A 25580-nucleotide genomic window follows, 5' to 3' on the forward strand; every position below is an offset into this window, starting at 1 on the left:
TGTCACCTATTCAAAAGGAAACCGGAAGATTGCCGGCGATAAACGAAGCGTTATCGGAACGGACTATGCTTGGAAAACCACAGTTTTTTGGGATTAGGGTCGCGCGAATGTGTGCAAATGCATGCTTTGGCCATCGCACATTTGCCAGCGTGTCATATCTGGCAATGTGTTGCTTCCATACATTTCAAAAATGGCAACGGCCCCTGGCGCGAATCCCTGGTCCAGTTCACTGGCCTGCATATCTAAGTGGTGGGCTAATAAGGAAATACCCGGGTTATGCCCCACCATCAGCACGGTAAAAACCGAATCAGGCACCTGCTGAATACGTGGCAACAAAGCCTCGGGCGTGGCTTCGTAAATATCTGCGCAATAATCTGGAGTGGGGAGCGCAGGTGGCAAAGCCGCCATCGCACCCGCTAAGGTCTGTCGCGTGCGTAAGGCCGGGCTACATATAATGCTATCAGGAACAATACGCTGCGCTGCCAGCCAATGCCCGCAGCGCCGTGCCGCCTCTTGCCCCGCAGGTGTAAGGGGGCGGTTCATATCAGCTTCGGCGCTGAAATCTCCTAACGGGGCGGAAGCCGCTTCAGCATGGCGAAGCAGAACAAGGCGACGCATGCGTGGGCCTTACGCCTTGGGGGCTTCGGCTGTTTGCCGTGCGATGGCCTCATGATGCCGGATAACTTCATGGATAATAAAGTTCAGGAACTTTTCAGCAAAATCTGGGTCCAGATGCGCATCTTCTGCCAGGTTGCGTAGGCGGGCAATCTGCTGGGCCTCACGCGCTGGGTCTGCTGGCGGCATGTTGTAGCGTGCCTTAAGCGCCCCCACAGCCTTGGTGCAACGGAAGCGTTCCGCCAGCATGGAAACCAAAGCGGAATCGATGTTGTCAATGCTGCGGCGCAGGTCCTGAAGGGCCTGAGTAGGGGAGATGGACTGGTCGTCTGTCACGGTCATGCTGTTCCGGTTCTGTCAGAATATGCACCAGCGCCTGTAAGATGCGCTGTGGTTGGTAAAGTCTGTTCAGGCTTTTTCCACAAAAGGTGGGGGCAGGTCTAGCCATGCCAGATGTCCCCCTTTACCGGCACCCGTATCTACAAAAATGGCCTGCCCGCCAGAACGGCCGGGAATGGCCAACGGGCAGCCATTGGTGGAGCGCTGATCATGCCCGCAATAGATGGTGTAACCAGCGGGAATGGTGTTCACCCAATTAAGTGTGCGTTCGGGGTATCCATCTGGCTGCATGCGGTTTGTGGTTTCTCCAAACAATGCGCGCGAAAGCAGATAGGTAACGCGGCCCAACGGCGGAGGTGGGGGTTCCATCAACATACGCGGGTCAAACGCGCCATGCACAAAAACGGTCTGGCCCATAACCAACCATGCGGGGGCATTTTCCAGCACGGGCAAAAGGGCATGCAACACATCTGTGTTTTCTGGCCGGTAGAGTTGCGCCAGCGTGTCTTCCAGATGAGGGGTGGAGCGCAAACGCTTGCCCATAAGGGCGCGGCCGAGTTTGCGATCATGGTTGCCAATTAAAAACAGGCCCCGTTTTTCGTGGATGACCTGCAACATCAGCCGCAACACACCTGCGCTGTCTGGCCCGTAATCTACCAGATCACCTAACTGAATTACAAAGCGGTCTGTGGCAACGGCATGACGGAAAGCGTCCAGATCTCCATGCACGTCCCCCACAATGCGGAGTCCGTTTCGCATTGCATCTTTCACGTTTCCGTCAGGGGGAAGCAGTTCAAGCATGGTGTTTTAATCCGTTATTTCCTTACTTCCATGTAGGCTTTTCGAGATGAAACAGGAACTGGAACAGCAAGTTTTTTTCATTTACCCCCTGATCGTGCACAAGTATGTGACGCGCCAGCACGATATGTTTGCGCTTACGTTATACGGGCAATCGGGTTTTTGAAAAAACAGCCTGAAACGGAAGGATAACATGCCACAGGTAGAAGAATGTGCTGGAACGGCTTCAAACAGTTGCAGCCGCGCCTTCTTGGTGGTCTGTGCTTTCGGGAATTCGGAACAGTTTGAAAAAGAACAGGAAGCCCTCTCATGACAGAGCGCATTCGGAACGTCGCGCTGCGCAGTAAAGTATGTCCGGCAGAAACCGCATCCGAGTTGATCAAACACGGTGATGTGGTGGGCACCAGTGGTTTTACTGGTGCAGGCTACCCCAAGGAAGTACCCAAGGCGCTGGCCCGCCGGATGGAGGCTGCGCATGATCGGGGTGAGAAATACCAGATCAGCCTGATTACGGGTGCTTCTACCGGCCCGCAGTTGGATGGTGAACTGGCAAAGGCCAACGGGGTTTATTTCCGCTCACCGTTCAATACGGATGCCATTATGCGCAACCGTATTAATGCAGGTGAAACAGAGTATTTTGATAACCATCTGGGGCAAGTGGCTGGCCGTGCCATTCAGGGCAATTATGGCAAGTTCAACATTGCTTTGGTAGAAGCTACAGCTATTACGGAAGATGGCGGTATTGTTCCCACATCTTCTGTCGGTAATTCCCAGACATTTCTCAATCTGGCTGAAAAAGTCATTATTGAAGTGAATGAATGGCAGAATCCGGCACTGGAAGGCATTCACGATATCTGGGATGGCAACGTAAGTGGTGCGCCAACGCGTGATATTGTGCCGATTGTGCGGGCAGACCAGCGCGTGGGCGGCACGGTTTTACGTGTAAACCCAGACAAAATTGCTGCCATTGTGCGCACGAATGATCGGGACAGAAATGCCCCATTTGCCGCGCCGGATGAAACAGCCAAAGCTATTGCAGGCTATCTGCTTGATTTCTTTGGGCATGAAGTCAAACAGAACCGTCTGCCGCCATCACTCCTGCCGCTTCAGTCTGGCGTGGGTAATGTGGCTAATGCTGTGCTGGAAGGGCTAAAGGAAGGCCCGTTTGAAAATCTGGTAGGATATAGTGAGGTCATTCAGGATGGCATGTTGGCCATGCTGGATTCTGGCCGTATGCGTATTGCCTCTGCCACGTCTTTCTCACTCAGCCCAGAAGCCGCGGAAGAAATTAATAACCGTATGGATTTCTTCCGGAGCAAGATCATTCTGCGCCAGCAGGATGTCAGCAACAGCCCTGGCATTATCCGCCGTTTGGGTTGTATTGCCATGAACGGCATGATTGAGGCGGATATTTACGGCAACGTAAACTCCACCCGCGTGATGGGCTCCAAGATGATGAATGGTATCGGGGGTTCGGGTGACTTTGCCCGTAGTTCCTATCTATCCATCTTCCTGTCTCCCTCCACGGCCAAAGGTGGCAAGATTTCTGCCATTGTGCCTATGGCTGCGCATGTGGACCACATCATGCAAGATGCGCAGATATTTGTAACCGAGCAGGGTCTGGCAGATTTGCGTGGGCTTTCACCCGTGCAGCGTGCGCGTGAAATTATTTCTAAATGTGCGCACCCGGATTACCGGCCAATGCTGCAGGATTACTTTGACCGCGCGCTCAAGAATTCCTTTGGCAAGCATACACCACACCTGCTGACGGAAGCTCTTTCCTGGCATCAGCGGTTTATTGAAACAGGCTCCATGATGCCTGCTTAAAATAAAAGGAGGGGCAGGTTTTCTGCCTCTTTTTTGGGCTTCTTCCTGCATCTTCAAAAGAAGTGGGAAGAAGCCTTTTTTATGCTCAGCTCTTGTTGGCTGTTGTATCGGCCAATTGCGTAGGCTGCTGCGTAATCATGATATCTACGGGCCGTTCAGCCAGAAACTCGCTGGTAGAACCTTTGGGCGCACCCGGATTATCCGTAATAATGGCTTCGGCATCACGGTGCGTCAGCGCAAACAGATGCGGTGTGGCAGAAGGAGAAAGATATGCCGCGTAAGGGTGGTGGCCTGCCAGCTTATGAGCTGCATAGGCATCCCGCTCGGAATTTACGGGAATAGCAACCATAATTTTGGAATCGGCATGCAGCACGGTTTCTGTGTCTTTATGGTCTGAAGGCACCAGAATAACTCTGTCCCGCATCCGGGTTTTGCGCACCAGTTTTACCACATTATCCGCGCTGGCGCTGTTGATATCCAGCATGAGCAATGTGTTGGAGTGGTGGGCAGAAGCCAGCACGCCTTCCAGCTCGTTAGAGCCGGGCTCTACCATAACGCGCCCATCTGGCCCATTGGCAAGCTCCAGCCGCAGCATGGAGGGCACGCCATCATGGGGGGATGAGGTGGAAACCGGGGTGGTTACAAGCCCTGTGCCCGGTGTGCAAACAATCAGCCCGTGGTGGATGCGTGCCATAATGCCATAGGCTTTGGAGTGTTGCACAACCAGCGTTGTACCCACTGCCACGCACAGCCCAACAGCCAGAGCGATCTTTTTAAAGCAGCCACGAGAAGACTTGCTGCTCTGTTGCACAGAGATGTCAGCCGCCTTTTCAGGATGCGACATTCGGTTCTTCCTTATCATTCTGGCCAGCCATGGAAGCAGCCCGTGCCAGATCAACTGAAAGCACGCGGCTTACGCCTCTTTCCTGCATGGTGACACCAAACAGGTGGTCCATATGGGCCATAGTTAACTGATGGTGGGTTACCACCAGAAAACGGGTTCCCGCTTCGGTTACCATATCACCAAGTAAGGCGCTAAAGCGGCCTACATTGGCATCATCCAGCGGTGCGTCCACTTCGTCAAGAACGCATACTGGTGCAGGGCTACAGCGGAAAACCGCGAAAATCAATGACAATGCGGTTAAAGCTTGTTCACCCCCCGAAAGAAGGGAGAGTGTAGCAAGCTTTTTGCCCGGCGGCTGGGCGTAAATTTCCAGCCCGGCTTCCAGCGGATCATCACTCCCCACAAGCCCCAGATGCGCACGCCCACCGCCAAACATACGGGTGAACAAAGACTGGAAGTGGTGATCCACCTGCGTGAACACAGCCATCAGCCGTTCACGTCCTTCTTTATTTAGTGTGCCGATGGAGCCACGCAAGCGGCTGATGGCCGCTTCCAGATCAGCAATTTCATCAGCCAGTGTGCGCGCTTGGGTAGAGGCCTCTTCTGCTTCAATTTCTGCACGCAGGTTGACTGGCCCCATATCCTCGCGTTCGCGCGTGAGGCGGGAGATTTTACGGCGCAGGGAGCTTTCAGCAGCTTCTGTCAGATCCCCTGTAGGTTGGCGCGGCGGAGCAGGCGTATCGGCCAAAAGTTGATCTAGAATGGCCTGTGCCTGTTCACTTTTAGCATCGGCTTTCAGCAGGTTTTCACGTGCTGTATTCAGTTCGGCTTCTGTGCGACGGCGCTGTTCATTGGCGGCATTTAATGCGGCTTCGGCTTCAGCGCGTATTTTATCGGCCTGTGCGTAGGCTTCTTCGGCCTCTTCCAGTGCTGAAAGGGTTTCCTGCTTCTGACGTTGCGCTTCGGCCGGAAGTTCTGAAACCTTGGTATGTTCATGACGTGCCGCATCTACACGTTGGGCTGCATTTTCAGCTTCCGTGCGGGCTGTGGTGGCGCGTTGGCTCCATTCCTCTGCTGCTGCCGCAAGAGATGTCAGGCGTGTTTCCAGCGTTGAGGCTTCGACCTGAAGCGTGGCGCGCAGTTCACGCGTGGCTTCTAGCTGGCTGGTAAGTGCCGTGCGTTGTGTATGCAACTGGGCAAGTGTTTCTTCTGCATCCTGCGGCAGGGCTGCTGCTGTTTGGGCTTCTGCCTGTGTGGCGGCTGTTAGTTTGTTTTGTGCATCCTGTTGTTCTTGCTGCAATTCTTCCAGCCGAGGAGTCAGGGCGGTAATTCGGCTGCGCAGCGTAAGAGCCTGCTCCTGCATTTTTTGCTGCTGCTGCGTGCTGGCTTGGGCAGCTTGTTCGGCTTGGGTAAAGGCGGAGGTGGCCGTTTGAAAAGCCTCTTGCGCCTGTTCCAGATTGTTTTGTGCGTCCTTTAGGGCGGCGGCTGTGGCATTTTCTGTTTGGGCAGATGTTAACCGCTGCTCAAGCTCAAGAACGTTGGCCTCTTCAGCTTCCAGATTCTGGCGGAGGCGGAGGCATTCTGGCGCAAGCGTTTCCAGCCGTGTTGTGGCGGCTGTGTGCTGGTTTTCTGTTTGGGTTTGTTTTTGCTGGACGCGTTGAAAGGTCTGTTCTGCCAGTTTAAGGGCTGTGCGGCAGTCCTGCTCAGTTTTTTGCGCTTCTGTATGCTGTTCCCGCGCGGTGGCGAGGGCTTGCTGAAAGTTTTGTGCCGGAGGCAAAGCCTGTTGAGCTGCTGTGGCGGTTGCCAAGGCAGATTCGGCTTCGGTTTTGGCAGCAAGCGCGCGTTCCTGTTGGGGGCGGAGCGTATCTAACCTTGCCCGGAAAGACGTGTGCTGGCGTTCTAGCACGGATTCCTGTGTGCGGGCTTTTTGCAGGCTCTGTTCCAGCTTGCTGCGCTCTACGCGCTGTTCCTGCGCCTGTTTTTCTCCGGCCTGCACATTGGTGCGGGCGGTTACGGCTTTTTCTTCGGCCTGCGGAACGTGCTGTTCCATTTCCGCAATACGGGCCAAGGTTTCACGCAGAATACGGCGTTGGGCCAACCTACGGGCAGAGGAATCGGGTTCACCCGCGCGGGTGTAAAAACCATCCCACCGCCATAAATCCCCTGCGCGAGAGACCAGACATTGCCCCGGCAGAAGTTGTGCCTGCAAACTGGCGCCATCTGTGCCATCGGGCACAACGCCAGTATATGCCAGCACTCTGTTCAGTGCTGGAGGTGCGGTAATAACGGATTTAAGCGCAACAGCTTTACCGGGCAAAGGTGCTGTAGAGGCATCTTTCAGCAAATGCCAGCCACGGGGGGCATTGTCTGCTGCGGGAGCATCCAGCCCATCTGTGAGCGCTACAGCTAACGCAACTTCATATTCCTCGGGAACGGTGATCTGAGCGGATATGGGTTCAGCCGAGGCTTCTTTCTCATTCCCAAGTGCTTCGGCCAAGCCCTCAGCTTGCGCGCGTAGGCGGGTAAGTTCGGCTTGCAGGGTGGTAAGCTGTTGCTGGGTTTGTGTTTGTTCCTGCCGATGGTGTTGCAGGTTGCGTTCAGTTGTTTCCAGCGCCTGCACAATTTTTTGCAGGGCCTGTTCTTGCGTGGCGCGTTGTTCCCGCGCTTGCTTCAGCGCATCTTCAGGCGGGGCTTCCGCCTGTGTTTTTTCCAGTGCTTGCGTAAGGGTTTGGGCTTCCTGCGTTGCGCGCTTGAGAGAGGATTCGGCGGCTCGCAGATTGTTTTCTGCATTGCGGCGCTGGGCTTCGGCTTCCTGCGCAGCGCGGCTGGAATCGGTTAGGGCTGTGTTGGTGTTCAGCCGTTCTGTTTCGGCTTTTTCCAATGCTTCACGGGCAGCCTGCACGGCGTGGGCTGCGGCATCAGTTTCCTGCTTAAGTTGAAGCCTGATGCTTTCATCAACCAAAGCGGCAAGCGTATCAGCATGGCGTTTTTCTGCTTGGGCCAGATCAGCTTTAAGGGAAGACAGCCGAGAGCGCGCCTGTTCCAGCGTGCGGCGGAGTTCCGTAAGCGCTTGTTCCGCGGCCTGTGCATTATTGCGCGCAACAGAAAGCGCCACATTGCATTCAGACCGTGTGCGTTCTGCCGCATCCAATGTGATTTTGGCGTTCTGGAAAGTTGTCTGGGCACCTTCTACAGCTTTTTGTGTAGCCTGAATGGCTTCAGAACCCGGTAGCTGCTGCTCAAGTGATGTAAGCTCGGCCTGTAATGCTGTGTATGCAGCCGCAATACGGGCGTGGTGGTTTTGTGCTGCCGTTAGATTCTCGGTTGCGCGTTCATGTGCGGTACGTGCTGTATTGAGTTCGGCTGCAAGCTGGGTAAGTTTTTGCTCTGTTTCTGCCAGCTCTTTGGCCAGTGCCTGCTGCTTTGCCTCTGCTTCCGCTGTGCGGGTGGGGAGTGAGGCAATGGCGGCTTCTGTTTCTGTTTTTTCGGATTTCAGACGTTCAAGCGTTGCTGTGGCATCATCCAGCCGGGTTTTGGCTGCGTCTGCATCTGCTTCATGTTGTTTTAGGCGTTCTGCGGCATCATTGGCCTGTGTGGCCGCGCGTTCTTCTTCCCGCGCAACGCCTTCGGCCAGCACGCGGCACCGTTCCAGCGCTGTGCGGGCTGCATCGGCTTTTTCTCGGGCACCGGGTAAAACCTTGTTGGCTTCAAATTCGGTAACCACAGCACTTTCTGCGGCTTCCTCATGCTCGGTGAGGGTTTTGCGGGCGCGTGCGGCGTTATCAATAGCGCGTTCTACAGCCAGCCGTGCGCGTGCATGCAGCACTGCCAGAAGTTCTGTTTCGGCTTCTCGTAAAGCGGCGGAAAGTTCACGGTAACGGCTGGCATCGCGGGATTGTTCTGCCAGCCCATCTAACCTGTCTGAAAGTTGCTGGCGGCGGTCTTCTGCGCGTGTCAGGTTGGATTCTGTCGCACGCAGTTTGAGTTCTGCTTCATGCCTGCGGGCGTGCAGGCCGGTAATGCCTGCGGCTTCTTCTAAAATGGTGCGGCGTTCTTCGGGCCGTGCGCCAACCAGCATAGCCACGCGGCCTTGGCTGACCATAGCGGAAGAACGTGCACCCGATGCCAGATCTGCAAACAGGGTTTGCACATCTCGCGCACGTACGGGGCGGCCATTTATGCGGTAATCACTGCCAGACCCGCGTTCTGCCCGGCGGGTAATTTGCAGTTCATCCATATCTGCAAAGGCAGCGGGACCAAAGCCCTTGGTGCCTTCCAGCGTAACAGTAACTTCGGCTAAAGATCGGGCTGGGCGCCCGGTAGTGCCTGCAAAAATAAGATCATCCATTTCCCCCCCGCGGAGGGAACGCGCGGATGATTCACCCATCACCCAGCGCAGGGCTTCCACCACATTGGATTTGCCGCACCCATTGGGGCCGACAATACCTGTCAGCCCGGGCAGGATTTCCACCGTTACCGGATCCGCAAAACTTTTGAATCCGACAATGCGCAGACGAACGAAACGAACTGTCATGCAGGTATAGGGCGCAGGCTCAGGAGAACATGTGTAAGCTTAGCTGGCTTTAGCCAAATATTTGGTGAAGTCATCATAAGTCAGCGCGCTGGACACCTGCTCCTTGTTATTGAAGCGGAAGGTGGGGGTGGAATCAAAATGGAATTTGTCCTGCGCTTCCGTCTGCTGGTTCAGAATGAATTGCATGAGCTGCTGATCGGCAATGGCTTTTTCAAACGTATCGCCCGGCATGCCGGCAAAGGCCGCCATTTTCTTCAGCTCGTCCTTTGGGCTACCTTCCTTGATGTAAGCCCAGCGGTCCAGGCTAGCAAGCAGGGAGGAGCAGAAAGGCTCGTACCGTTCTGGCGGCAGGGTACGGGCCACCATGGCGGCGACTGTTGCGAGCTGATCTGTGGGGAAATCATGAAAAACGTAGCGGATTTTCCCGGTATCAATCAGGTCTTTCTGTACCTGCGGGAAGGTGTTTTCTGCAAAGTGCGCGCAATGAATGCAAGTAAGGGAGAACCATTCTTCCACAACAATCTTGGCGTTCGGGTTGCCCAGTTCACGCGGGGTAAAGCGTGTATCCGTGGTATCTGCTGCCAAAGAAATGCCGCGCAGGGCAGTGGAGGCAACGGCCAGACTTCCGGCAGCTAGAATGGAACGGCGGGTGAAAGACATGGAAATCCGGTCTCCCTGAGTGGGTGCAAATCAGTAAGCGGTTAAAGGCATGACGGCAGATTGGCTCTGCCGTCAACCCACAGATTTATCTGTAGCAGCAGATGTTTCGGCCTGAGTGGGTGTTGCAGACTGTTCGGCCAGCTTGCGCACACGCACGCGGCGGATGTGTCGGGCATCTGCATCCAGCACGCGGAAGAGATAGCCATTTTCATGCGTTAGCACTTCACCGCGGGTGGGTACGTGCCCTGCCATGCGGAACACAAGGCCACCAACGGTTTCAATTTCGGCTTCTCTCTCACTGTCCGTCAGAATGGGGCCGATGGCTTTTTCAAACTCTTCAATCGGGCAGCGGGCATCTATATCGAAAGATCCATCGGGCCGTGGCGTAATCATGACAATAGCAGGTTCATCATGCTCATCCGAAATGTCACCCACAATGGTTTCAATCAGATCTTCAATGGTCACCAAACCATCAATGCCGCCGTATTCATCAATCACCAGTGCCATGTGGGTCTGGCGCTGGCGCATCTGCAACAGCAGGTCTAGCACCGGAATTTGCGGCGCAATCATGAGCGGTTGGCGCAAAAGCACTTCCAGATTAAAGGCCTCGCTGGTGCCAACATAGGCAATCAGATCCTTCACATGGATCATGCCTACAATATCGTCCAACTGATCCCGATAAACCGGCATGCGGGAATGGTTTTCCCGCCGCATCATGGCCAGTGCTTCGTCCAGACTGATGGAAACCGGCATGGCCACAATATCGGCGCGTGGCACCATTACATCATCGGCGGAGATGTTGCGCAGGCGCAGCACGTTGGCAATAAGCGCACGTTCCTGTCTATCTAGCTCCGGTTTTTCACCCGTTGCAGATTCTTCGGGTTCATCCGCAGCCTGCTGCACCAGTGCGGCGATAGAACTGCGTAAATCTGTTTGATGTTTTTTGCGGTGGAAAAAGGAAAACAGGCCGCGACTGCTGGCTTCCTGTTTATCGGAAGAGGAATCGTGTTCACTCATGATCGGGGCTTCCAAGGATTGGGAACCCTGAGCCGCGAAAGCAGGCGGGATTCCAGCATTTCCATTTCGCGCGCTTCACCGGGGTGGTGGTGGTCATACCCAGCCAGATGCAGGCTGCCATGGATGACCAGATGCGCAAGATGGTCTGCAACGGGTTTGCCGGCTTTGTGCGCTTCGCGCACCACGGTTTCCAGCGCCAGAATAATGTCTCCCCCATGAATGCCGGGTGGAGGCTCAAACGTGAGCACATTAGTAGGGCGATGCTTGCCACGGTGGCGGCCGTTCAGTTCGCGCACCTCCCGATCTGTTGCCAAAACAACAGTATCAGGCAGGCCGCCATATTCTGAACAGGCGGCCAAGGCGCGCCATACTAACTGTTCCGGGTTGTGCACATAAGAGCGCCAGCGCCTATCCCGGACAAGGATTTCAGGGCCTTCGTTCTGCTCATCGGAAAAAACAGCCTGAAAAGGCAAACTTTTTTCTGGGGCATCCATATCTTGCATAGAGATATGGGCGGGGCTACTTGGCGGTTCCATTTTTCTCCTGACGGCCCTTGCTACGGGAAGGTTCCCTTACAGCCGTCGCCTTTGCATCATAGGCTTCAATAATGCGGGCGACTAGCTTATGCCGCACCACATCTGTTGAATCAAAGCGGGAAATGGTAATTCCCTTTACGTTTTCAAGCGTTTCTATTGCATCACGTAGGCCGGAGGTAGTGCCTGCGGGCAAGTCAATCTGCGTGAGGTCGCCCGTAACCACCATGCGGGAACCGGGGCCAAGGCGGGTAAGAAACATCTTCATTTGCGCGATGGTGGTGTTCTGGGCTTCATCCAGAATAACAAAGGCATGCGAGAGCGTGCGCCCGCGCATGAAGGCCAGTGGTGCCACCTCAATATCGCCCGATGCCATGCGCCGCACGACTTGATCCCCCGGCAGCATATCGTAAAGGGCATCGTACAGTGGGCGGAGGTAGGGGTCGATCTTGTCTTTCATATCTCCGGGCAAAAAGCCCAGTCGCTCACCAGCTTCTACAGCCGGGCGAGAGAGAATGATCCGATCAATGGAGCCAGCTTGCAACATAGCCACGGCCTGCGCCACGGCCAGATAGGTTTTGCCTGTGCCTGCTGGGCCAATGCCGAACACCAGCTCCTTTTTGGCCAGCGCCTTCATATATGCAGCCTGACCGGGGGAGCGGGGTTCAATATTGCCGTGCCGCATACGGATAAGGGGCAGATCCCCTTCCAGTTCCGGGGTGTCCTGCGGGGTGTTGGAGAGAATACTGGTGGTGTTCTGGGGCGGGCGGGACATGCGTATGGCGGCCTCTATGCTGCTGATATCCACGTTTTCGCCTGCTGCCAGTTTTTGGTACAGCACGCTCAGCACCGCACGCGTGCGGGCTGTTTGTTCAGGAACACCTTGGATGGAAATGCGGTTGCCGCGCCGGGCAACCTCCACTTCCAAACCTTCTTCCAGGCAGCGCAGATGCTTGTCGTGGTCTCCCACAAGGCGCGCCAGAAGGGTGTTATCTTCAAACTGCAAGGTAGCAGAGGCATGGGGCATTTCTGCAGCCATGCGGGGTGAGGCGGAAATACGCGTGCTACTCAAGCGGACACACACTCCTCTTCTAAAACGCCGGACAGGGAGTTGGTCAGGCGTTCAACAATACGCACGGGCAGTTCCTTGCCAATCAGATGCTTGGGCCCAGAAACATGCACAGGCTGCAACCACGGAGAACGTCCGGCAATCTGCCCCGGTTTCCGTCCTTCTGAGGTAAACAGAACAGGAATGGTTTTGCCCACAAGTGTTGCATTAAAAGCATCCTGCTGTTCACGCAGCAGGGCCTGCAAAGCTTGCAGGCGGGCATCCTTCACATCTTCTGGCACCTGCATGCCAGCGCCTGCGGCAGGGGTGCCGGGACGGGGGGAGTATTTGAAGGAGTAAGCCAGCGCAAAGCCAACATCACGCACAAGCTGCATGGTGGCTTCAAAATCCTCATCCGTTTCACCGGGATGGCCCACAATGAAATCGGATGACAGAGCCAGATCGGGCCGCGCTTCACGCAGGCGGCGCACAATATCCCGATACTCATCTGCCGTGTGGCCACGGTTCATGGCGCGCAGGATACGGTCAGACCCAGCCTGAACAGGCAGGTGCAGGAACGGCATAAGCTGCGGCAGATCACGGTGGGCGGCTATCAGAGCATCGTCCATATCCCGCGGGTGGGATGTCATATAACGGATGCGCGAAAGGCCGGGCAGCTTGGCAAGTTCATATGCCAGTTTTGGCAAATCCCACGTTGAGCCATCCGGCCCTTCACCATGATAAGCGTTTACGTTCTGGCCCAGTAGGCAAATATCCTTCACGCCGCTTTCCACCATCCGGCGTGCTTCTGCGAGCACGGAAAGCACGGAACGGCTGCTTTCTGCCCCACGGGTGTAAGGCACCACGCAGAAGGAGCAGAATTTATCACACCCTTCCTGAATGGTTAGGAAGGCCGTGTAATTGCCTGCGGTTTGTGGGGCTTCCGCTTCTGGCAGAAAATCGAATTTCTGTTCTGCGGGAAAATCCGTTTCAATAACGGCGCCACCGGCCCGCGCGGCACGGGCCACCATTTCTGGGAGGCGGTGATAGGTTTGTGGGCCCAGAACAATATCTACATACGGCGCGCGGGCCAGAATTTCCTGCCCCTCGGCCTGCGCCACGCACCCGGCTACAGCAATAATAGTTTGCTGCCCGGCTGTTTCCCGCGCTTCCTTGATTTTGCGCAGGCGGCCGAGTTCTGAAAACACTTTTTCTGCCGCTTTATCCCGAATGTGGCAGGTGTTCAGGATAATCATGTCTGCTGTATCTGGCGTGGCAACTGGCTGATAGCCAAGTGGCCGCAGAACATCCCCCATACGTGCACTATCATACACATTCATCTGGCAACCCCACGTAATAACGTGCAGGCCACGGGCAGGGGATGTGTTGGCTGGGGTTCCGGTCATGATGGCAGGCGCTCCGCTATGCCGCAGGCCCATTCCATGCGGCAGGTGGAGGAAATCGGGCCAGAGCGCGTGCAGGTCAAGCCTCTTTTCTCACCAAGGCGAGAATAGTGGGAAGGTAAGAACGGCCAAAAAGTATTCTGGCGCTTAACAGACCGAATGTTCCTTATGGGTTTGGTGGCCTGTAACAGCCACCGGTTTTGCTGCCTAAAGTCTTATGCGTATTGAAGCAAAAAAGGAGGCGGTTCTGTCAAGTATCCTTTTGGCTTTCTTGACAGAAGGCGGCAGAAAATTAACGGGCAGGGTGGCGGGGTTAAACCGGCCTTTTATAACCGTAGGCTTGCGGTTTTGGCGCAGTTCTGCCGCACCTATGGAAACAGCCTTCCATGCAGCCTGTGCCAGAGCCTTGCGGCTGGGGAACATATCTGGGTCCAGCGGTTCGTGCAGCAACACAGTTGCGCGGGAGCGCTTCCACTTCAACAAAGCCCATACATGGGGGCCAAGGTCCATATCTCCGTACCATGAAAACACAGGGCGACGGAGGCGAGAAATGGGCAGGTCTTCCAGCCGATCATATACAAGGGATACGGGCTGGATAAGGGGCGTCATGCCCGGTTCAAATGTTATGGGCAGAAGGCTTTTATCCATGCCTTCCTTTAGCCGGGGCAATTTTGCGATGGCAAAAAAAGCGGACATGAAGGGCAACACGCGGGAGCCATCGGATGATGTGCCTTCAGGGAACAGGACAAGATTATCTCCTTCCACCATGCGGCGGATCATTTCATCACGCTCACGGCCAGTCGTGCTGCGCTGGCGGCTGACAAAAATGGTGCGCCCGATTTGGGAGACCAAGCCCATGATCGGCCATTTTTCAATATCGCCTTTGGCCACAAACACGGAAGGCAGAATGGTGCCCAACACCGACACATCCAACCAAGACATGTGGTTGCAAATATAGATAACGGGCCGTTCACCCCGCTGGCGAGCCTTGAGGCCACCCACCGTGCCCACACGTTGCCCCACAACATGGATTTGCAACCCGATAATACGGCATAGCACGCCCCAGATTACGCGCGTCCAGCGGATTTTTGGTGTGCCGGGCACAAGCAGCAAGCATGCTTCAAAGCCAACAGATAGCGGCACCCAGACAACCAGCGCACCAAGGCGCAGGACCGCCCTTAAATCTGCCGTGCGGCGGAAATAAGCTTCCACCCACGCAGGTAAAGGGGAAAGACCATGGGGCTTCTTTTGGGGGGAAGCGTAGGGAGGACGGGTTTGGTCAGACGGGCGTGGTGTCATCGTTTCATTTCTGCCAGACACAGCTCTGTCGGACAAACGCGCCCGGCAGCGGCGCAGATGGAATGAAAAAGCATGCGCTCTCTTACCGCGATTTTGGCCGGCTGGACAATCCATCTCCCAATTTATGCGTAACAGAAGCTGTTTTGGGCTTCGGCACCGTATTTTTGTCATGGTATGTGCATAAAAGGGTTTGTAAGCAGAACTTTGGCAAATAGGTGCAGGCAGATTTTGGTGAGGACACGCAAGAACAACATGCTGAACAGGCTTGCTCTCACCGCGAATCGTGTTCTGGCTGGTGCCGCTTTGTGGGGTGCATCGTCCTGTCTGTCTTGGTCCTGGGCGGCAGATCCACAGCCTTACACCACCAAGCTGGTGCCTACGGGGGAGGCAGATCTGGATACGGCTATTAAAAGCTCATCCGATCTTCAGTCTCTCCAATCCACACATGCGGTGGGGCCGTTTGCGTTGGCCGGGCGTGTGCGGAATGAATATGACCGCTTGCGCACGGCGTTGGAAAGCTGCGGTTATTACGCAGGTACGGTGCATATCACCCTCAGTCGGAATGGCGGCAAAGATGCCGTGAAGATGGACGGGATGTCTCCCGCTCTTTCACAATGGATCGAATCCGTTCCTACGGGTGAAAAAATTCAGGCTGAAGTAAAGGTAGATAAAGGCCCTCTGTTTCATCTGGGTACGGTCACACTGGTGGATGACAAAACCGGCCAGCCTCCTGTTTTGACGGATGCTCAGAAAAAAGCCTTCGGGCTGTCATCGGGGCAGCCTGCGGTTGCCAAAAGCGTGCTGGACGGCGGCAGCAACCTGATGGATGCCCTGCGTGAAGATGGGCATGCACTGGCTACAGTGGAAAAACCCAAGGCTTTTCTGGAACCCACCACACATACGTTGAACATTACCTACCCTGTAACGCCGGGCCCGGTATTGAATATTGGCAAGATAGATACAACCGGCCTGAAACAGGTGCATGAAAAGTTCGTGCGCCGCCGTATGACGGTGCAGGAAGGGCAGCTTTATCAGCCCTCTAAAATTGAAAACGCAAGGCAGGATCTGGCCTCCGTTGGGGTATTTTCTAACGTAACAGTGCAGGATGCTTCTACCTACGCAGTGGATGGCACCATGCCGCTTGATTTCAGCTTTAAGGAAGCCAAGCGCCACTCCGTGGGGGCAGAAGGCGGCTATTCCACAGATTTGGGTGCGCGCGCCGGTGGATCATGGACACATTATAACCTGTTGGGCAACGCAGAGCGTTTGCGGTTGACAGCACTTATTACCGGCCTTGGCGGTTCTGCCCAGCAAGGCTTGGGGTATGATGTGTATGCAGATTTCTTCAAGCCCGATTTTCTGGAACGCAATCAGAACTTAAGTGCACGTATTGAAGGGCTGCGGCAGTTATTCTGGTCCTATCGGCAGACGGCGTTTTTGATTCGTGGCGGTATTACGCGCCCGTTGGCTAAAAACTGGAACGGCAGTTTTGGATTGATGGCAGAGCAGGAAAAGATCGAACAGTTTGGTGTTACGCGTGATTACACCATTATTTCTGCACCACTTTCCGTTATGTTTGACAACACGGGCGTTGGAAACCCCATTGAACCTGCAACACACGGTGTACGTGCCAGCATGAGCATTACGCCATCCGTTTCCTTGGGGAACAAGGGCAGCGGTACCTCGTTTTTTGCCATCCTGAACGGCACGGCTTCTACATATTTTGATCTACACCATCTGGGTATCAGCAAGCCTGGCAACAGTGTTCTGGCTTTTCGGGGCATGGTTGGCAGTATTCAGGGTGCCAGCACGTGGGATATTCCGCCAGATCAACGCCTGTATGCCGGCGGTAGTTCCACGGTGCGAGGCTTCCGCTGGCAGGGCGTGGGGCCACAGTATAAAAATACGCGCTATGCTATTGGCGGAACATCTCTGGATGCGGGAAGTGCAGAATTCCGCCAAAGAATTATAGGCAACGTGGGCATGGCCGGGTTTATAGATGCCGGTCAGGTTGGCAGCAGCAGTTTGCCATTTACCGGCAAGCTGCGCGTGGGTGCTGGTGGGGGCGTGCGGTATTATACGCCTATTGGCCCCATTCGGCTGGATGTTGCTGTACCTCTTAACCGTGCCCCACGCGGTGATAAGTGGGATCTGTATATCGGCCTTGGGGAGACATTCTAATGGCCGATACGCCAGAACCCATTCTGCCACGCTTGCCGGATAAACCTGCGCGCCCGCTCTGGCGGCGTGTGGGGCGTATTGCCCTTATAACCGGTGGTTCTCTGGTTGGCATAACTGGCCTTGCTGTGGCTGTTTTGCTGGTGGGGGCCAATACCGGGCCGGGCCGCAAAATGCTCATGCATCAGACATCCTCCCTTACGGGCGGGATGATAGGGCTTTCGGGCATGTCTGGCCGCTTTCCCGATAACTTCCGGCTGGATACGCTAGAAATTCGCGATAAGCAGGGCGCTTGGCTTACGCTGCATAATGTGGCGCTTAATTGGTCTCCTTTGGCAATAATTGGGCGCACAGCACGTATTTACGCCGTTACGGCAGATGAGCTGGATATTCCGCGTCTGCCTGTGTCTGATCCAGCCAAGCCAGCTACACCTTCCAAAAGTTCGCCTTCTGCGCTGCATCTGGGGGTAGATATCCGCAAACTTGCGGTGGGGCGTATTAATGTGGGGGCAGCACTTGCGGGTTCTCCGGCCAGTTTTTCCTTGGCTGGGCGGGGCAGGATTTCGAACATTGATCCGGTTATCAATGGGCTAAGTCTACCTTCTCTGCCGGGTGCGGATATTGCTCTGCACCTTAAAAGGCTGGATGCCGCCGGACAGATTGATCTGGCAACCACAACCGGCAAAGGCAATCTGGGCCTACATCTGGATGCTAGCGAGGGCACAGATGGCTTTGCCGCTACACGCCTGAAAATGCCGCAATTGGTGCCACTGGCCCTCAAGCTGGATATTAATGGCCCGCCTTCGGCTGCTGTGCTGGGCTTTGCCGCTTCTGCCGGGGATATAAAAGCCCATGCAGATGGCGTGCTGGATCTGCTGGCCGAAAAGCTGGGGAAGCTGAATGCCGGGGTGGATGCGCCAGCTATGTCTCTTTCGCCCGATCTGGCATGGGGTGGTATTCATTTAGGGGCGCAACTGCACGGCAAAATGGCAGCGCCGCTGGGCACGGCGCAGGTGCAGGTTGATCAGCTAGCCGCATCTGGCGCAGGTGTGGGCACGTTGAAAATGCAGTTCTCGGGCGAGAACGGCAGTGCCGATATGGCCAATTTGCTGCATGTGGTGGCAACAGCAGATGGTGTGCGCTTGCCGGGCAAGGCACCTACGCTGCTGGCTTCTGCGCCGTTGCAGCTTGATGCGCAGTTGGAGCCACAAAAACCCGGCAAGCCGCTGGCCTTTACGCTCTCTCACCCTTTGCTAAATCTTTCTGGCAATGTGCAATCTGCAGCTCCACAGCGTGGCACGGTGGCATTGAAGCTACCTGATTTGCTGCCGTTTGGTGAAATGGCCGGCACGCCTTTGCGCGGCAGCGCGGGTATGAACGTGCAATTTGACCTTCCCGCAAAGCCAGAGGGAGATACACACCTTACAGCAGATGGCACGCTGGCTATTACAGGTGGCCAGGCTCAGGCTGCGGGATTAATCGGGCCGGATGGCAAGTTTGCCCTTACAGCCACCATGCGGCCCTTGGCTGCGCAGGATAAGTTGCCAGCAGCCAAGCAGATTGACCTGCAAAGCCTGAGTGTAGATGGCCGCGCCCTTAACCTTAAAGGTGGCGGGCAGGTGAATACGGGCCGCGATATGGATCTGGGGTTTGATCTGGGCCTGACAGATCTTGCGCGGGCGTTACCTTCTCTGCGTGGGGCGCTTACGCTGGCCTTGCAGGCTAAAGGCCCGATGCAGGATTTTACAGCCACACTCCATGCGAAGGGAGACCCCGGCACCGCCACCATGCCGCGCGGGCCAATAGAGTTGGATGCCAATGTGCAGCACTTGCCCACTGCGCCAGAAGGTACGGTGCAGGCACATGGCACGCTTAACCGCGCACCCTTGTTGCTGGATGTGGCTTTGGCCCAAAGCGCACAGGGTGACAGGCAGGTTGATATTCGCAAACTGTCATGGAACAGCGTGGCCGGGCAAGGGCAGCTTTCTCTCCCTACAGGTGAGGTGGTGCCACTGGGCACGCTGGACCTGAAGGTTGGACGCTTGGCAGATTTTCGCCCGCTTATAGGGCAGGCTATTTCTGGCGCGCTGGCTGCTTCTGTTAAAACCACGCAGGTGGCCGATAAACCTCAGGTTGCTCTTAAGCTGGATGGCAATGTGGCTATGCCTAGCGTAAAAATTGGGTCTCTGGCTCTGGCAGGCACGGTAAAAGATCCGGCCGCCCACCCCAATGCTGATCTTACGCTTAAACTGGGCGGCCTTTCTGCTTCCGGTGTAACCGGTCAGGCACGTTTAAGTGCCAAGGGGCCGGATAATGCTATGGCGTTGACCGCACAGGTAGGGCCAGCAAGCTGGTCTGGCAGCCCGTTGATGCTGGATACCGCAGCCCTGTTGAACCTGCCTGCCAAGCAGGTGAAAGTGCAGCGGCTGAATGCTACCGCCAAGCAGGTGAAAGTGCAGCGGCTGAATGCTACCGCCAAGCAGGAAACGGTGCGTCTTTTAGCACCTGCGTTGGTCTCATTCGGTGAGACAATGGGGGTTGATCGGCTGCGGGCCACGTTGGTGACGGCAGGCAGCCAACCCGCCACCATTGATGTTGCCGGTAAGATCAAGCCCTCTTTGGCCGTTACGGCGGATATCCGTAATTTAACGCCTGCTTTGGCACATCCGTTTGCGCCAGATTTCAAGGCATCTGGCACGGTTTCTGTTCAGGCCAAGGTGGCGGGAACGTTAAATGCACCTCAAGGGCAAGTTAAGCTTACTGGGCGAGATTTGCGTATGGCTGGTAGTTCTGCCGCTGCTTCCATTCCGCCATTGCATCTAGATGCCGCAGCCAATTTGGCGGGTAGTTCTGCCAAAGTGCAGGTGGCTGCGGGCGCCGGCCCCAAGCTAAACGTGAACGTGGCAGGCACGGCTCCGCTGAACAAAACTGGGCCAATGAATCTGCGCGTCAATGGTAATCTGGATTTAAGCATTGCCAATGGCATTCTGGGCGCGCAGGCACGGCAGGCGATGGGGCAAGCCCAGATGGCGCTATTGGTTGCGGGCACCATGTCCTCTCCCCGTGTAACGGGCACGGTTGATCTGCGCGATGCCGATGTGCAGGATTTTGCTCAAGGCTTCCATCTGGCCAATATCAATGGCCGCGTGGTGGGTGAGAACGACAAGATAGTTATTCAGAACCTTACGGCCAAAGCTGGTGATGGCAGCTTGGGCGTAACTGGTTTTGTGGGCATTGGTTCCCCCGGTATGCCGCTGGATATTCGTTTGCAGACCCATGATGCTCGCCCCATCTCCAGTGATCTGCTGACAGCGGTGATGAACGCGGATATTGCCGTAAAAGGGCAGGTGCAAACCCGCATGGATGTTGATGGCACGGTAGATTTGCGGCGTGTGGAAATCAATATTCCCAATTCCTTGCCATCTTCCGTGGCGCGTTTGGATGTTGTGCGCCCCGGTGATGAGCAAAAGCAGGCGGAAGCTGCCAAGGCGGAAAGCACTAAGTCTGCTGTTATCGGGCTGAACCTGAGCCTGACATCACCCGGCAAATTCTTTGTGCGCGGGCACGGCTTGGATGCGGAAATGGCTGGCAAACTAAAAGTTGGCGGTACAACGCAGGCTCCGCAGATGAGCGGCGGGTTTGACCTTAAGCGCGGTAACTTTGATCTGGCCGGTATTTCGCTTAACTTCACCAAGGGGCGGGTGGCCTTTAATGGCTCGGGCGTTGGCCACAAAATGGACCCCACGCTGGATTTTGAAGCCGATCGTGCTGTGCAAGGCCAAACAGCCATGCTGAAGGTGGGTGGTTATGCCAGTGCGCCCAAGATTACGTTTGAATCCATGCCGCCCCTGCCGCAGGATCAGGTTCTGGCTATGCTGCTGTTTGGCACAGATGCACACTCTCTTTCTTCCACGCAAATGGTGGAATTGGGCACGGCGCTGGCCACGCTTACCGGGCTTACGCCGTTTGACCCCATGGGTACCATTCGTAAAACCTTGCATCTGGACCGCTTGGCCATTGGCGGCGGTTCTGGCGTGGGGAATGGTGGCACCAGTGTTGAGGCTGGCAAATACGTGATGAAAGGCGTTTACGTAGGTGCCAAGCAGGCCACATCTGGTTCTGGCACACAGGCGCAGGTGCAGGTTGACCTGACAAAGCACCTTAAGCTGAACACAACGGTGGGCACAGGCGGCACCGTGACTGGCTTTACCACCCCAGAAAACGATCCGGGAAGCAGCGTTGGGCTGCTGTGGCAGTATCGTTACTAAGCATTCAGATGAGTATTTGAAGCGCTCTTTTTTACAAGCGCCTCAAATACTGGGCTTTAGTCCGAAAGGCTAAAATCTACCACAACCGGCACATGGTCGGAGGGACCTTCCCAATCTCGCGCCTCACGCACAACCGTCATGCCATTCAGGTTGGGCAGGAGGTCAGGCGTCATCCAGACGTGGTCTAAACGGCGGCCTCGGTTGGATTTTTTCCAGTCCCGGTTGCGGTAAGACCACCACGTATAAAGTTTTTTTTCCGGTGGTACAAAGTGGCGCATGGCATCCACAAAGCCGGTTTGCAGCCAAAGGTTTAGGCGCTCTGTTTCTGGCGGGGTGTGGCTGACAATTTTAAGAAGCTGCTTGTGGCTCCATACATCATGCTCAAGCGGCGCGATGTTGAAGTCCCCCACCAACACCGTGCGGTTGAGGGGGCGGGATTGAAACCACTCTGTTACTTCCTCCACAAAAGCCAGTTTATGGGCGAATTTAGGGTTGGTTTCCGGGTCTGGCTCATCCCCTCCTGCGGGAATATAAAAATCGTGCAGTTCCACTTCGCCTTCTGGCGCACATACAGTGGCGGCTACATGGCGGCAATCTTCCTTGCCGTACCATACCGGTGTTTGTGTGACGGGCTTTAGCGGATGGCGAGAAAGAATGGCAACGCCATTATAGCCTTTCATGCCCCGGTAATGCAGGTGCTCAAAACCCAGAGCCTTTACGCCATCTTCGGGAAATAAAGGGTCTGGCACCTTGGTTTCCTGTAGGCACACAACATCTGGGGCGAGATGCCGCACCAGCTTTTCAAGCAGAGGCAGGCGCAGGCGGAGGGAATTGATGTTCCATGTTACTAATCGCATGTGCCGTGGCATGACGGATTGCGGTTTGCAGGGCAAGCAAAAACAGGCGCATAAGTGGGGCAGATGGAACCCGGCTGTTCCCTTGTAATTTCATGTAACAGGGCCATTTTTTAAATTATGACAACCCAACCTTCTTTCGTTTCTCCGGATGCAGTTGCGCTGCATCGTGCCTTGTTCACTCTGGATAGCCATATCGATATTCCATGGCCCGACCGGAATGATGCGTTTGAAGATACGGCAGATAGGCGGGTGGACCTGCCTAAAATGCAGCAGGGCGGTATGTTTGCCGGATGCTTTGTGGCGTACATTGCCCAAGCCGCCATAGACCGGGAAGGGCACGCACAGGCGCAGGAACAGTGCCTTGCTATGTTGGATGCCATAGGCCGCATGCAGGGCATCCATAATGGCGTAAGTGCACGTGTATGCTCCGCTGTGGCGGATATGCGTGCAGCGTTTCATGAAGGTGTGCTGGTTGTTGTTCCAGCCGTAGAAAATGGCTACGGCATGGGGGATGATCCTGCATTGCTTAAGCAGTTTCGGGCCAAGGGAGCGCGTTACGTTACGCTCACCCATAACGGCCATAATGCGCTGGCAGATGCGGCCATTCATCGCCCCAGTCTTGGAGATGGACCACAGCGCCACCACGGCCTTTCCGCCCTTGGGCGTGAAGCGATTGCCGAAATGAACCGCCTTGGTATTGTGGTGGATGTGTCTCATTCCTCCAAACAAACCATGCTTCAGGCTGTGCAGGTTTCTGCCACACCTATTGTGGCCAGTCATTCCTGCGTGCGCACGCTTTGCGATCACCCACGTAATCTGGATGATGAGCAGTTGGATGCGCTGAAGGAAAGTGGCGGAGTTATCCAGATTACGGCCATGCCCGCGTTTTTGAAGCCCAAGCTGGAGGAAGGCAAACGGCAAGGTTTTGTAACCGATCTGGTAGACCATATTGATTACGTTGTGCGCAGGCTTGGGCCAGAATACGTAGGTATTTCCTCAGATTTCGATGGTGGTGGGGCGCTGGAAGATTGGCAGAACGCCACACAGGGTGTGAACATTACCGCCGAGCTAATGCGTCGTGGTTATGACAAAAGTGAAATTGCGGCTTTTTGGGGTGAAAATTTCCTGCGCGTGTTGGAAAATGCAGAACAGGTGGCAGAACAAAGCAGGATTGCATGAGAACAAAAAACTGCAAAATTTGTCCACTTCCTGTCTTGACATCGCGTATTTTCAACAAAAAGTTCAAAAACCACAGGGTGTCAAAAAACCGCAACACATTAAATCTTTTGAAATCAGTAGGTTGCTAGGAATGACCAAAAACTGTGCAATCTGTTGAAAGGGCTGACTTTCTGCGGTTTATGATGCATCAGCCCCAGCTGTTCCACAGAGTTATCCACAAAAACGGTGGATGAAATTTACCTTTCGACCAAGAGCGTATGATGACAGCTGATTCTCCCCCTTCAGATACCCTGCCTGTGGCGCAGGAACAGGCAGCCCCTGCTGTAAAAGGGGTAGAGGCCATTCGGCATGCGCTTAAAACCATGCCGCTTTCACCGGGCGTGTACCGTATGCTGGGGTCTAAAGGGGAGGTGCTGTACGTTGGCAAGGCGTTAGCACTTAAAAAGCGGGTAACATCGTACACCCATATCAATCGCTTGCCCGAACGGCTGCGGCGCATGGTTTCCGAAACGGTGGCAATGGAAATTGTCACCACCCATACGGAAGCCGAAGCCCTGTTGCTGGAGGCAAACTACATCAAGCGCATGAAACCGCGCTTCAACATCCTGCTGCGGGATGACAAAAGCTACCCGTGGCTGATGCTGACAGATGCACATGCGTTCCCGCAAATTGCCAAGCACCGGGGTAAGGCCGTTAAAGGGGCCAGCCTGTGGGGGCCATTTGCTTCGGCTTGGGCGGTTAATCAGACACTCAACCTGATCCAGCGTGTTTTTCTGCTACGCTCTTGCACAGATGCGGTTTTTAACGCGCGCACCCGTCCATGCCTGCTTTATCAAATCAAACGCTGCTCTGGCCCATGTGTGGATCGGATAGATCAGCACGCTTACGGACAATTGGTAGAACAGGCGCGGGAGTTCCTGTCTGGCAAGGATACAGCGCTGCGCGAAACCTTGGGGCAGGAAATGAACGCCGCCGCAGAAGCGTTGGATTTTGAACGCGCTGCTGTGCTGCGAGATCGTATTCGTGCGCTGGCACAGATGCAGGAATCCAGTGTGATCAATCCGGCATCTCTTCAGGATGCAGACGTGCTGGCGCTGTGGCAGGAGGCCGGGCATGCCTGTATTCAGGTCTTTTTCATTCGCGGTGGGCGTAATAATGGCAGCCGCTCGTTCTTTCCGGCTCATACGCAGGATGCTTCACCTGCAGATGTGCTGTCTGCCTTTATCGCGCAGTTTTATGATGATAAACCATGCCCTGCCCAGATTTTGGTGAATTATGAACTGCCGGAATCTTTACTGCTGACGGAGGCTTTATCTCTCCGGCGTGGCCGCAAGATAGAAATTCTTGCTCCGCAAAGGGGTGAAAAAAAGCAGGTGCTTGATCATGCCGTTACCAATGCGCGGGATGCTCTCAGCCGCAAACTGGCAGAAACCGCAGGGCAGGCCAAATTGCTGCAAGGCGTGGCAGATGTTTTGGGGTTGGATGCGCCGCCAGAACGCATAGAAGTGTACGATAACAGCCATATTCAGGGCGCGCACGCTTATGGTGTGATGATTGTGGGCGGGCCGGAGGGCTTTAACCGCAAGGCGTATCGCAAGTTCAAAATAAAAGGCCCCGTTACGCCGGGGGATGACTTTGGCATGATGCGCGAAGTGCTGGAGCGCCGCTTTGGCCGTGCCCTGAAAGAGGCGGAAGAAGGAGATACTTCCAACTGGCCAGATGTGCTGCTGATTGATGGCGGCGCTGGGCAATACTCTGCGGTGCGCAGTGTGCTGGATGATCTGGGCGTAACAGGCGTAAAGCTTGTGGGCATTGCCAAAGGGCCAGACCGTGATGCCGGGAAGGAATGGTTCTATACGGAGGACAAGGAACCCTTCCAGCTCGATTTGCGAGACCCCGTACTGTACTATCTGCAACGGCTGCGTGATGAGGCCCACCATTTTGCCATTACCACCCATAGGTCTGGCAGATCTAAAACACTGGTGAAGTCGGAACTGGATGATGTGCCCGGCATTGGGCCTGCGCGTAAAAAGCTGTTGCTGAACACATTTGGTTCAGCACGCGCCATCAAACAGGCCGGTTTGGCAGAGTTGGAAGCTGCACCCGGTATCAGCCGAGAAACAGCGCGGGCTATTTACGGCCATTTTCACCCAGATTGGACGCCAGGATGACCACCAGCAT

17 protein-coding genes are annotated in these 25580 nt (G+C 55.2%); 5 read left to right on the plus strand and 12 right to left on the minus strand.

Going from position 1 to position 25580, the window contains the following annotated elements:
* Positions 1 to 93: 93 nt before the first annotated feature.
* The 3 genes from A4S02_RS03300 to A4S02_RS03310 form a co-directional block, all read right to left on the minus strand.
* Entirely contained in the window at positions 94 to 618 is a 525-nt protein-coding gene (locus A4S02_RS03300) for a SixA phosphatase family protein (RefSeq protein ID WP_070322940.1), read from the minus strand.
* Between the two features lie 9 nt (positions 619 to 627).
* Complete coding sequence (locus tag A4S02_RS03305) at positions 628 to 957, minus strand: chorismate mutase (RefSeq protein WP_070322941.1); 330 nt, start codon at positions 955 to 957, stop codon at positions 628 to 630.
* A 66-nt stretch (positions 958 to 1023) separates the two neighbouring features.
* Positions 1024 to 1755: a metallophosphoesterase gene (locus tag A4S02_RS03310; RefSeq protein ID WP_019090158.1), complete on the minus strand. Its 732-nt coding sequence runs from the start codon at positions 1753 to 1755 to the stop codon at positions 1024 to 1026.
* A 306-nt stretch (positions 1756 to 2061) separates the two neighbouring features.
* Between A4S02_RS03310 and A4S02_RS03315 the strand changes: the two genes are divergently transcribed.
* Complete coding sequence (locus tag A4S02_RS03315; RefSeq protein ID WP_070322942.1) at positions 2062 to 3579, plus strand: acetyl-CoA hydrolase/transferase family protein; 1518 nt, start codon at positions 2062 to 2064, stop codon at positions 3577 to 3579.
* 85 nt (positions 3580 to 3664) lie between these two features.
* On the opposite strand, the gene A4S02_RS03320 is transcribed toward A4S02_RS03315, so the two are convergent.
* From A4S02_RS03320 to A4S02_RS03355, 8 genes are all read right to left on the minus strand, one after another.
* Positions 3665 to 4423, minus strand: a complete 759-nt coding sequence (locus A4S02_RS03320; RefSeq protein ID WP_019090161.1) for a hypothetical protein — start codon at positions 4421 to 4423, stop codon at positions 3665 to 3667.
* Entirely contained in the window at positions 4410 to 8957 is a 4548-nt protein-coding gene (locus tag A4S02_RS03325; RefSeq protein WP_070322943.1) for an AAA family ATPase, read from the minus strand. Before A4S02_RS03325 ends, A4S02_RS03320 begins: the two co-directional genes overlap by 14 nt.
* A 39-nt stretch (positions 8958 to 8996) precedes the next feature.
* Positions 8997 to 9617, minus strand: coding sequence for a thioredoxin domain-containing protein (locus A4S02_RS03330; protein WP_019090163.1), 621 nt, complete (start codon positions 9615 to 9617; stop codon positions 8997 to 8999).
* A gap of 72 nt (positions 9618 to 9689) precedes the next feature.
* Complete coding sequence (locus A4S02_RS03335) at positions 9690 to 10634, minus strand: hemolysin family protein (protein WP_070322944.1); 945 nt, start codon at positions 10632 to 10634, stop codon at positions 9690 to 9692.
* Positions 10631 to 11137: an rRNA maturation RNase YbeY gene (gene ybeY / locus A4S02_RS03340; protein ID WP_070324155.1), complete on the minus strand. Its 507-nt coding sequence runs from the start codon at positions 11135 to 11137 to the stop codon at positions 10631 to 10633. The genes A4S02_RS03335 and ybeY overlap by 4 nt, the downstream gene beginning before the upstream one ends.
* 16 nt (positions 11138 to 11153) lie before the next feature.
* Positions 11154 to 12251, minus strand: coding sequence for a PhoH family protein (locus A4S02_RS03345; RefSeq protein WP_026019494.1), 1098 nt, complete (start codon positions 12249 to 12251; stop codon positions 11154 to 11156).
* Positions 12236 to 13654, minus strand: a complete 1419-nt coding sequence (gene miaB, locus A4S02_RS03350) for a tRNA (N6-isopentenyl adenosine(37)-C2)-methylthiotransferase MiaB (protein WP_070322945.1) — start codon at positions 13652 to 13654, stop codon at positions 12236 to 12238. Before miaB ends, A4S02_RS03345 begins: the two co-directional genes overlap by 16 nt.
* A gap of 171 nt (positions 13655 to 13825) precedes the next feature.
* Entirely contained in the window at positions 13826 to 14917 is a 1092-nt protein-coding gene (locus A4S02_RS03355; RefSeq protein WP_070322946.1) for a lysophospholipid acyltransferase family protein, read from the minus strand.
* 252 nt (positions 14918 to 15169) lie between these two features.
* Here A4S02_RS03355 and A4S02_RS03360 point away from each other — a divergent pair, with 252 nt between their 5' ends.
* Both A4S02_RS03360 and A4S02_RS03365 read left to right on the plus strand, forming a co-directional pair.
* Complete coding sequence (locus A4S02_RS03360) at positions 15170 to 17098, plus strand: autotransporter assembly complex protein TamA (RefSeq protein ID WP_070322947.1); 1929 nt, start codon at positions 15170 to 15172, stop codon at positions 17096 to 17098.
* The gene (locus A4S02_RS03365) at positions 17098 to 21363 is read left to right on the plus strand and encodes a translocation/assembly module TamB domain-containing protein (protein ID WP_070322948.1); all 4266 of its coding nucleotides are present in this window, start codon (positions 17098 to 17100) and stop codon (positions 21361 to 21363) included. The genes A4S02_RS03360 and A4S02_RS03365 overlap by 1 nt, the downstream gene beginning before the upstream one ends.
* Before the next feature lie 56 nt (positions 21364 to 21419).
* Here the strand turns inward: A4S02_RS03365 and A4S02_RS03370 are convergent, their stop codons facing one another.
* Positions 21420 to 22232 (minus strand): exodeoxyribonuclease III, encoded by an 813-nt coding sequence (locus tag A4S02_RS03370; protein WP_070322949.1) that lies wholly within the window; start codon positions 22230 to 22232, stop codon positions 21420 to 21422.
* Between the two features lie 105 nt (positions 22233 to 22337).
* Between A4S02_RS03370 and A4S02_RS03375 the strand changes: the two genes are divergently transcribed.
* Together A4S02_RS03375 and uvrC are read left to right on the plus strand one after the other, a co-directional pair.
* The gene (locus A4S02_RS03375; protein ID WP_070322950.1) at positions 22338 to 23399 is read left to right on the plus strand and encodes a dipeptidase; all 1062 of its coding nucleotides are present in this window, start codon (positions 22338 to 22340) and stop codon (positions 23397 to 23399) included.
* A gap of 257 nt (positions 23400 to 23656) precedes the next feature.
* Positions 23657 to 25570 carry an excinuclease ABC subunit UvrC gene (gene uvrC, locus A4S02_RS03380; protein ID WP_070322951.1) on the plus strand — a complete coding sequence of 638 codons (1914 nt, stop codon included), beginning with the start codon at positions 23657 to 23659 and terminating at the stop codon, positions 25568 to 25570.
* Positions 25571 to 25580: the final 10 nt, after the last annotated feature.

The organism is Acetobacter ascendens, assembly GCF_001766235.1.
In the GTDB taxonomy this organism is placed as follows: Bacteria; Pseudomonadota; Alphaproteobacteria; order Acetobacterales; family Acetobacteraceae; genus Acetobacter; species Acetobacter ascendens.

Bases quoted from the DNA above. Each gene is read 5' to 3' on its own strand.
- A4S02_RS03300 (WP_070322940.1), bottom strand. From the start codon at position 618: ATGCGTCGCCTTGTTCTGCTTCGCCATGCTGAAGCGGCTTCCGCCCCG.
- A4S02_RS03305 (WP_070322941.1), bottom strand. From the start codon at position 957: ATGACCGTGACAGACGACCAGTCCATCTCCCCTACTCAGGCCCTTCAG.
- A4S02_RS03310 (WP_019090158.1), bottom strand. From the start codon at position 1,755: ATGCTTGAACTGCTTCCCCCTGACGGAAACGTGAAAGATGCAATGCGA.
- A4S02_RS03315 (WP_070322942.1), top strand. From the start codon at position 2,062: ATGACAGAGCGCATTCGGAACGTCGCGCTGCGCAGTAAAGTATGTCCG.
- A4S02_RS03320 (WP_019090161.1), bottom strand. From the start codon at position 4,423: ATGTCGCATCCTGAAAAGGCGGCTGACATCTCTGTGCAACAGAGCAGC.
- A4S02_RS03325 (WP_070322943.1), bottom strand. From the start codon at position 8,957: ATGACAGTTCGTTTCGTTCGTCTGCGCATTGTCGGATTCAAAAGTTTT.
- A4S02_RS03330 (WP_019090163.1), bottom strand. From the start codon at position 9,617: ATGTCTTTCACCCGCCGTTCCATTCTAGCTGCCGGAAGTCTGGCCGTT.
- A4S02_RS03335 (WP_070322944.1), bottom strand. From the start codon at position 10,634: ATGAGTGAACACGATTCCTCTTCCGATAAACAGGAAGCCAGCAGTCGC.
- ybeY (WP_070324155.1), bottom strand. From the start codon at position 11,137: ATGCAAGATATGGATGCCCCAGAAAAAAGTTTGCCTTTTCAGGCTGTT.
- miaB (WP_070322945.1), bottom strand. From the start codon at position 13,654: ATGGGCCTGCGGCATAGCGGAGCGCCTGCCATCATGACCGGAACCCCA.
- A4S02_RS03355 (WP_070322946.1), bottom strand. From the start codon at position 14,917: ATGACACCACGCCCGTCTGACCAAACCCGTCCTCCCTACGCTTCCCCC.
- A4S02_RS03360 (WP_070322947.1), top strand. From the start codon at position 15,170: ATGCTGAACAGGCTTGCTCTCACCGCGAATCGTGTTCTGGCTGGTGCC.
- A4S02_RS03365 (WP_070322948.1), top strand. From the start codon at position 17,098: ATGGCCGATACGCCAGAACCCATTCTGCCACGCTTGCCGGATAAACCT.
- A4S02_RS03370 (WP_070322949.1), bottom strand. From the start codon at position 22,232: ATGCCACGGCACATGCGATTAGTAACATGGAACATCAATTCCCTCCGC.
- A4S02_RS03375 (WP_070322950.1), top strand. From the start codon at position 22,338: ATGACAACCCAACCTTCTTTCGTTTCTCCGGATGCAGTTGCGCTGCAT.
- uvrC (WP_070322951.1), top strand. From the start codon at position 23,657: ATGATGACAGCTGATTCTCCCCCTTCAGATACCCTGCCTGTGGCGCAG.